This window comes from Sinomonas sp. G460-2, from assembly GCF_047759905.1.
GTDB lineage: Bacteria > Actinomycetota > Actinomycetes > Actinomycetales > Micrococcaceae > Sinomonas.
This window is the reverse complement of record NZ_JBKZWT010000218.1, coordinates 1-6,325: the sequence shown is the minus strand read 5'-3', so window position 1 is coordinate 6,325 and position 6,325 is coordinate 1. Positions and strand designations below refer to the sequence as shown.

The window sequence follows — 6,325 nt, the reverse complement described above, 5'->3', positions numbered from 1 at the left end:
CGGGGCCCCAACCTCGCCGCCGAGTTCGCCGGCCCGGACGGCGCGCCGGAATGGCTCCAGGTCTTCTCGGACGGACACGCCGAGGGCAGCCCCGCCTTCCTCGAAGGACTCTTCTCATGACGCCGGTTCTCACCGCCCCCGCGGCCGCCAAAGTGCGCGTCGACGCGGCGCTCGGCCGCGTGAGCTCGTATCGGCTCGTGCTGAGCGTGCTCGCGGTCCTCGTGCTGTACACCCTCGTGCTCAACGTCCTCGGCTGGCTACGCTTCGGGATCCCGGCCATGCTTGCATCCCTCGTGATGTGCCTCGCCGTCTCGTACGGCGCGAACCGCGGCGTCTCGGCGATCTTCCGCGTGCGCCCGCACTCCGAGTCCGCCCTCGTGACCGGCCTGCTCGTCTACTTCCTGTTCTGGCCGAGCCTCGCCCCGCTCGACCTCGCGGTGACGGCGCTCGCGTGCGTGCTCGCCGCCGTCTCGAAGTACGTCCTCGCGTTCCGCGCCCGGCACGTGTTCAATCCCGCGGCGTTCGGGGCGTTCGCGGTCGCGCTCACTGGCTGGGGCGCCGCGACGTGGTGGGCGGGGACGCCCGCGATGCTGTGGGCCGTGGTGCCCGGCGCGCTCCTCGTGCTGTACCGCGTCCAGCGGCTCGCGATGGCCGGCGTGTTCGCGGCGGTCGGCTTGGCCCTCACCGCGGCCGTGTTCGCGACCGTGGGCAGCCTCCCCGTGGGAGCGATCGTGCAGGCGATCGCTCAGGGGCCGCTCGTGTTCTTCGCGGGGTTCATGCTGTCCGAGCCGCTCACCATGCCCGGCCGCCGGCGCTATCAGTACGCCTACTCGGCCTTCATCGCGGCAGCGTACGCGCTGCCGTTCAGCCTCGGACCGGTCTCGGGCTCGCCGGAGACCGCGCTGCTCATCGGCAACCTCCTCGCGTTCGCGTTCGGCCTCTCGCAGGGCCTCGACCTGAGATTCGTCGAGCGGCGGCGGCTCACGCCGACGTCGCACGAGTTCGTGTTCGTCCCGACTCGAGCTGCCCGCTTCCTTCCGGGGCAGTACGCCGAGCTCTCACTCCCCCACGCGGGCGGCGCCTGGGCGGGACGACGGCGCACGTTCAGCTTCACGAGCGCGCCCTCCTCGGACGTCGTGGCCTTCGGCGTCAGCACGGCACCGCCCGTCTCGCCCGCGAAGCAGGTCCTCCTGGACCTCGAGCCCGGCCGACGCGTGTGGGCCGCCGCCGTGGGTGGCGACTTCGTGCTTCCCCGCGATCTGGACGTCCCGGTGCTTCTCGTCGCGGGCGGGATCGGCCTCACACCGTTCGCGTCGATGCTGCGCGCCCTCAAGACTTCCGGCGAGGCGCGCGACGTCGTCGTCCTCGTCTCGGTCTCGACCCGCGAGGAGCTCGCGTTTGCAGGCGTCCTCAGGGCGTCGCGGGCGCGCGTCGTCGTGAGAACGTCCGACGGCGGGGCGGTGCCCGACTTCGCGGAGGACGCCGGCGCGGCGCCGTTCACCCCGCAGCGCCTCCGGGAGCTCGTCCCGGACATCGGCGAGCGCACCGCCTACGTCTCCGGGCCGCCGTCGTTCGTGGGAGGCGTTGGCCCGGCGTTGCGCGCGGCAGGCGCACGCCACGTCCGCCGCGACGCGTTCTCCGGCTACTGATTCTCGAAGTTGAGGGGCGCACTTCCGGCGTAGGCTGGCCTCCGAGCACGTCCCACCCAGAAGGAGCGACCATGGACCAAGACATCCACGCCCGCATCAAGGAGCTCATCGACGAGGAGCATCGGCTCCGCTCGGCCGTGAGCGACGGCGAGATCACGCCCGGTGACGAGCAACGGCGGCTCCGCTCGGTCGAAACGCAGCTCGACCAGTGCTGGGACCTCATGCGCCAGCGGCGCGCGAAGCGCCAGTACGGCGAAAACCCCTCAGAGGCCTCGGTCCGGTCCGCGGACGTCGTGGAGAACTACCTCGACTGACCCCGGCTAGCCGCGCGGGAGCCGGTGCCTTCCGCGCGGCCGGCGCCCGATGACGATGAGTCCCGCGATGGCAACGACCATGACGGCCACGCCGGACGCTACCGGCCACCAGCGGCCCGACACCGCGACTCCGGCCACAATGGCCAGGCCCACGATTCCCGCTCCCACCAGATAGCGCTTCTCCGTCCGGGGCAAGGCAACGCTGCTCGATCTCATGCCCATGAGGTCTTCTCCCGCTCTCTCATCTGTGGCTTCTTCCACTGTCAAGAGCCACTGGAGGGGCCGAGATGACGCAAGAACGGAGACTTGGGCGGGGAACCCCTCCCCGAGTGAGCCGGTTTGCACGGTCAGGGTGGCCACCTGATAAGCTCGATGAGTTCGATCGGGAGCAGGCTTCTGCTCCTCGGAACACCCGGGCCCTCGTAGCTCAGGGGATAGAGCGTCTGCCTCCGGAGCAGAAGGCCGTAGGTTCGAATCCTATCGAGGGCACCCAAGTGAAGGGCCCCGCCGACTCAGTCGGCGGGGCCCTTCACTTCTCGGGCACGGATAACCCCGACCGGCCCCGCTAAGTCGCGGGAGTCTCCATCCCGAAGAGCGTGTAGAGCGCGGACGCCTCCCGTCCCTGCCAGAACCGAAGCCAGAGCTCCGCGCGCACCGGCGACAGCGCCCCCAGCTCGGCTAGGACTGCCGCGGCGAAATCCGTCGGCGCCCAGGAACCCGCCGTCACAATGATGCCCCCAGACGGTGTGCGCCCCCGCACAGCGTGCGGCTCGCGCACGAAGCTCGCGCTGCCCCGATAGCCCGGCCACTTCTCGAGCTGCCTGAGCTCGTTGCCGGTGTGCTCGGTGTCGTTGAGCAGCCCGGCACCGCCAAGGGCGTCGACGGCGCCGCAAATCGCGGCGACGAGCTGACCCGATGCCTTGCGCCGGGCGGCGAGCTCGAGCGCGGCGACGTTCGCGGCGTCGTCGTACCAGGTGGTCCCGCCGCACAGGACAAGCGCGTCGAACGCCTGGCCCTCGACGTCGGCGAGCGCCGCGTCCGGTGTGACGCGAAGGCCGCCCATGCTCGTCACCGCACCGCCGCCCGCCGTCGCCGTCGTCAGCTCGGCCGATCGCTCGGTGAGGTCGTGCTGCCGCAGCTCGCTCATGAGGTACCCGACCTCCCAGTCGGCCATGCCCTCCGGGAGGTAGACGAGCACCCGGAGTGGCCCGCCCGCGAGGCCTGGTCCCGCCGTCGATTCGGTCTGATTCTGTCCGCTCACATCGCCCATGGTCCGAGGCTAGGCCCGCCAGCGGACAGGAAGTGTCCGCAGCCGCCGGCGTCCGCTTCTACCGCCTCCCAATGACGGCGGCCACCACGTCCTCCGGCCCCACTAGACTGGATCAGCCATGTCCCTGACGATCACGTATCCCAGCGCCCTCCCCGTCTCCGAGCGGCGCGAAGAGCTCATGGAAGCCATCGCCGCGAACCAGGTGACGATCATCGCGGGCGAGACCGGCTCGGGAAAGACCACGCAGATCCCCAAGATGTGCCTCGAACTCGGCCTCGGGGACAAGGGGCTCATCGGGCACACCCAGCCGCGACGCCTCGCGGCGCGCACGGTCGCCGAGCGCATCGCGGAGGAACTCGGCGTCGAGCTCGGCCAGGAGATCGGTTTCCAGGTCCGGTTCACGGGCGAGGTCGGCCCGCAGACGAGGGTCAAGCTCATGACCGACGGCATCCTGCTGGCCGAGATCCAGCGCGACCGCCTGCTGCGACGCTATTCGACGATCATCATCGACGAGGCCCACGAGCGCAGCCTCAACATCGACTTCATCCTCGGGTACCTCAAGCGGGTCCTCCCGCAGCGCCCGGACCTCAAGGTCATCATCACCTCGGCCACGATCGATCCCGAGCGCTTCGCGCGGCATTTCGCGCGCGAGCTCCCGGACGGCACCGCCGAGCCCGCGCCCATCCTCGAGGTGTCCGGCCGCACGTTCCCAGTCGAGATCCGCTACCGCCCCCTGACCGCCGACGCGGGCGCAGCCACCGGCTCCGCCGACGACGACGAATCCGCCGTCGCCCGCTCCGACGACGCCCTCGAAGACGACCGCGACCCGCTCGACGCGGTGTGCGACGCCGTCGACGAGCTCTCGCGCGAGGACCCGGGCGACATCCTCATCTTCTTCTCGGGCGAGCGCGAGATCCGCGACGCCGCGGACGCGCTCGCCGCGCGCATCCAGCGGAACCGGGTGCTCGCCAACGCGGAGATCCTCCCGCTGTTCGCTCGCCTCTCCCTCGGGGAGCAGCACCGCGTCTTCACGCCCGGCGGACGACGGCGGATCGTCCTCGCGACGAACGTCGCCGAGACCTCGCTCACCGTGCCCGGCATCAAGTACGTCATCGACACGGGCACGGCCCGCATCTCGCGCTACTCCCACCGCACAAAGGTCCAGCGGCTCCCGATCGAGCGCGTCTCGCAGGCCTCGGCGAACCAGCGCGCCGGCCGCTGCGGCCGCGTCTCCGACGGGATCTGCATCCGCCTCTACTCGGAGGAGGACTACCTCTCCCGCCCCGAGTTCACGGACCCCGAGATCCTCCGCACGAATCTCGCGGCAGTGATCCTGCAGATGACGGCGATGGGCATCGCGCGCGGGCCCAAGGACGTCGAGGCATTCCCGTTCGTCGAGCCCCCGGAGAGCCGCGCGATCAACGACGGCGTGACCCTCCTCCGCGAGCTCGGCGCCTTGGCCGATGGCCAGGATGCCAAGGGGCAAAGAGGCGCGCTCACCGCCGTCGGCCATCAGCTCGCCCAGCTCCCAGTCGATCCGCGCCTTGGCCGCATGATCGTCGAGGCGGCGCGGCGCGACTGCACACGGGAGGTCATGGTCCTCGCCGCCGCGCTCACCATCCAAGACCCGCGCGAGCGGCCCACGGAGAAACGCCAGCAGGCCGACGAGAAGCACGCGCGCTTCAGGGACGAGAATTCGGACTTCTCGGCCTACCTCAACCTGTGGAACTACCTGCAGGAGCAGCAGCGCGAGCTCTCCTCCTCGGCATTCCGCCGGCTCTGCAGGGCCGAGTTCATCAACTACCTCCGCGTGCGCGAGTGGCAGGAGCTCTTCCAGCAGCTTCGGCAGCTCGCGCGTCCGCTGGGCATCAGCCTCGGGCAGGGCCGCGACACCGACCCCGTGGGCAAGCACGACGCCGTGCACCAGTCCCTGCTCGCGGGCCTCCTGAGTCACATCGGACTCCTCGACGAGCGCAAGCGCGAATATGCGGGCGCCCGCGGGACGCGCTTCGCGATCTTCCCGGGCTCGGCCCTGTTCAAGAAGAGCCCCACGTACGTCATGGCGGCCGAGCTCGTCGAGACGAGCCGGCTCTGGGCCAGGACGGCCGCGAAGATCGATCCCGAGTGGGCCGAGCTCGTGGCTCCGCACCTCGTCAAGCGCACGTACTCGGAGCCGCACTGGTCCAAGCGCACGGGCGCCGTGATGGCATACGAGAAGGTCACGCTCTACGGCGTTCCGGTGGTCCCGCAGCGGCGAATCAACTTCGGCCGGGTCGATCCGGTGCTCGCGCGTGAGCTGTTCATCCGGCACGCGCTCGTCGAAGGCGACTGGCGGACGCACCACACCTTCTTCAGGCGCAACCGTGCGCTCCTCGAGGAGGTCGACGAGCTCGAGGCCCGCACGCGCCAACGCGGCCTGCGGGTGGATGACGAGGCGCTCTTCGACTTCTATGACGCGCGGGTCCCGGCCACGGTCGTCTCGGAACGGCATTTCGACGCGTGGTGGAAGAAGGCCCGCCAGGCGGACGGCCAGCTGCTCGACTTCGACCGGGCCCTCCTCCTGAGCGAGAAGGCCGGCGGGCTCGACGACGCCGCGTACCCAACCGTGTGGCGTCAGGGCTCGTTCGAGCTCCCGCTCAGCTACGAGTTCCAACCCGTGGCGCCCGGCGGCACCCCGGACCCGACCGACGGCGTGACGGCCGAGGTGCCGGTGCTGTTCCTCAATCAGCTCGACCCCGAGCCGTTCCGCTGGCAGATCCCGGGCCAGCGCACGGACCTCGTCGCCGCGCTCATCAAGTCGCTGCCCAAGCAGATCCGGAAGAACTTCGTGCCCGCGCCGGACGTCGCGCGGCAGGCGGTCGCGGCGCTCGGCACGGACTTCGACCCCGAGCGAGACGACCTCGAGCCGTCACTCGAACTCGTGCTCCGGCGGCTCAAGGGCCAGATCGTGCCCCCCGGATCGTGGAATTGGGACGCCGTGCCGGAGCATCTCAAGGTCTCGTTCAGCGTGGTCGATTCGCGCGGGAAGGTCCTCGGCTCCGGCAAGGACCTCGCCGCGCTCCAGGAACAGCTCGCCCCCGCGACGCGGCACG

The 6,325-nt window shown here is 70.5% G+C and carries 5 protein-coding genes and 1 tRNA gene; 4 read left to right on the top strand and 2 right to left on the bottom strand.

Translation table 11 applies throughout. The features are described from left to right. The first annotated feature begins 116 nt into the window (after positions 1-116). Both ACLN58_RS16300 and ACLN58_RS16295 read left to right on the top strand, forming a co-directional pair. Positions 117-1,649 (top strand): oxidoreductase, encoded by a 1,533-nt coding sequence (locus ACLN58_RS16300; protein WP_415856304.1) that lies wholly within the window; start codon positions 117-119, stop codon positions 1,647-1,649. 71 nt (positions 1,650-1,720) lie between these two features. Then, positions 1,721-1,963: a DUF2630 family protein gene (locus tag ACLN58_RS16295; RefSeq protein ID WP_415856303.1), complete on the top strand. Its 243-nt coding sequence runs from the start codon at positions 1,721-1,723 to the stop codon at positions 1,961-1,963. A gap of 6 nt (positions 1,964-1,969) precedes the next feature. Here ACLN58_RS16295 and ACLN58_RS16290 read toward each other — a convergent pair whose 3' ends face one another. Further along, positions 1,970-2,179, bottom strand: a complete 210-nt coding sequence (locus ACLN58_RS16290; RefSeq protein ID WP_415856302.1) for a hypothetical protein — start codon at positions 2,177-2,179, stop codon at positions 1,970-1,972. Between the two features lie 200 nt (positions 2,180-2,379). Between ACLN58_RS16290 and ACLN58_RS16285 the strand changes: the two genes are divergently transcribed. Next, a tRNA-Arg gene (locus ACLN58_RS16285) sits at positions 2,380-2,452 on the top strand. Positions 2,453-2,528: 76 nt separating this feature from the next. On the opposite strand, the gene ACLN58_RS16280 is transcribed toward ACLN58_RS16285, so the two are convergent. Beyond that, positions 2,529-3,233: a DJ-1/PfpI family protein gene (locus ACLN58_RS16280; protein WP_415856301.1), complete on the bottom strand. Its 705-nt coding sequence runs from the start codon at positions 3,231-3,233 to the stop codon at positions 2,529-2,531. 118 nt (positions 3,234-3,351) lie between these two features. Between ACLN58_RS16280 and hrpA the strand changes: the two genes are divergently transcribed. Beyond that, positions 3,352-6,325, top strand: a 2,974-nt coding sequence (hrpA, locus tag ACLN58_RS16275; protein ID WP_415856300.1) for an ATP-dependent RNA helicase HrpA, incomplete at its 3' end; no start/stop codon positions are given.

What these genes read in the sequence shown, in the direction of transcription:
- ACLN58_RS16290 (WP_415856302.1), bottom strand. Translation starts at nt 2,179, where the DNA reads ATGAGATCGAGCAGCGTTGCCTTGCCCCGGACGGAGAAGCGCTATCTG.
- ACLN58_RS16280 (WP_415856301.1), bottom strand. Translation starts at nt 3,233, where the DNA reads ATGGGCGATGTGAGCGGACAGAATCAGACCGAATCGACGGCGGGACCA.
- ACLN58_RS16295 (WP_415856303.1), top strand. Translation starts at nt 1,721, where the DNA reads ATGGACCAAGACATCCACGCCCGCATCAAGGAGCTCATCGACGAGGAG.
- ACLN58_RS16300 (WP_415856304.1), top strand. Translation starts at nt 117, where the DNA reads ATGACGCCGGTTCTCACCGCCCCCGCGGCCGCCAAAGTGCGCGTCGAC.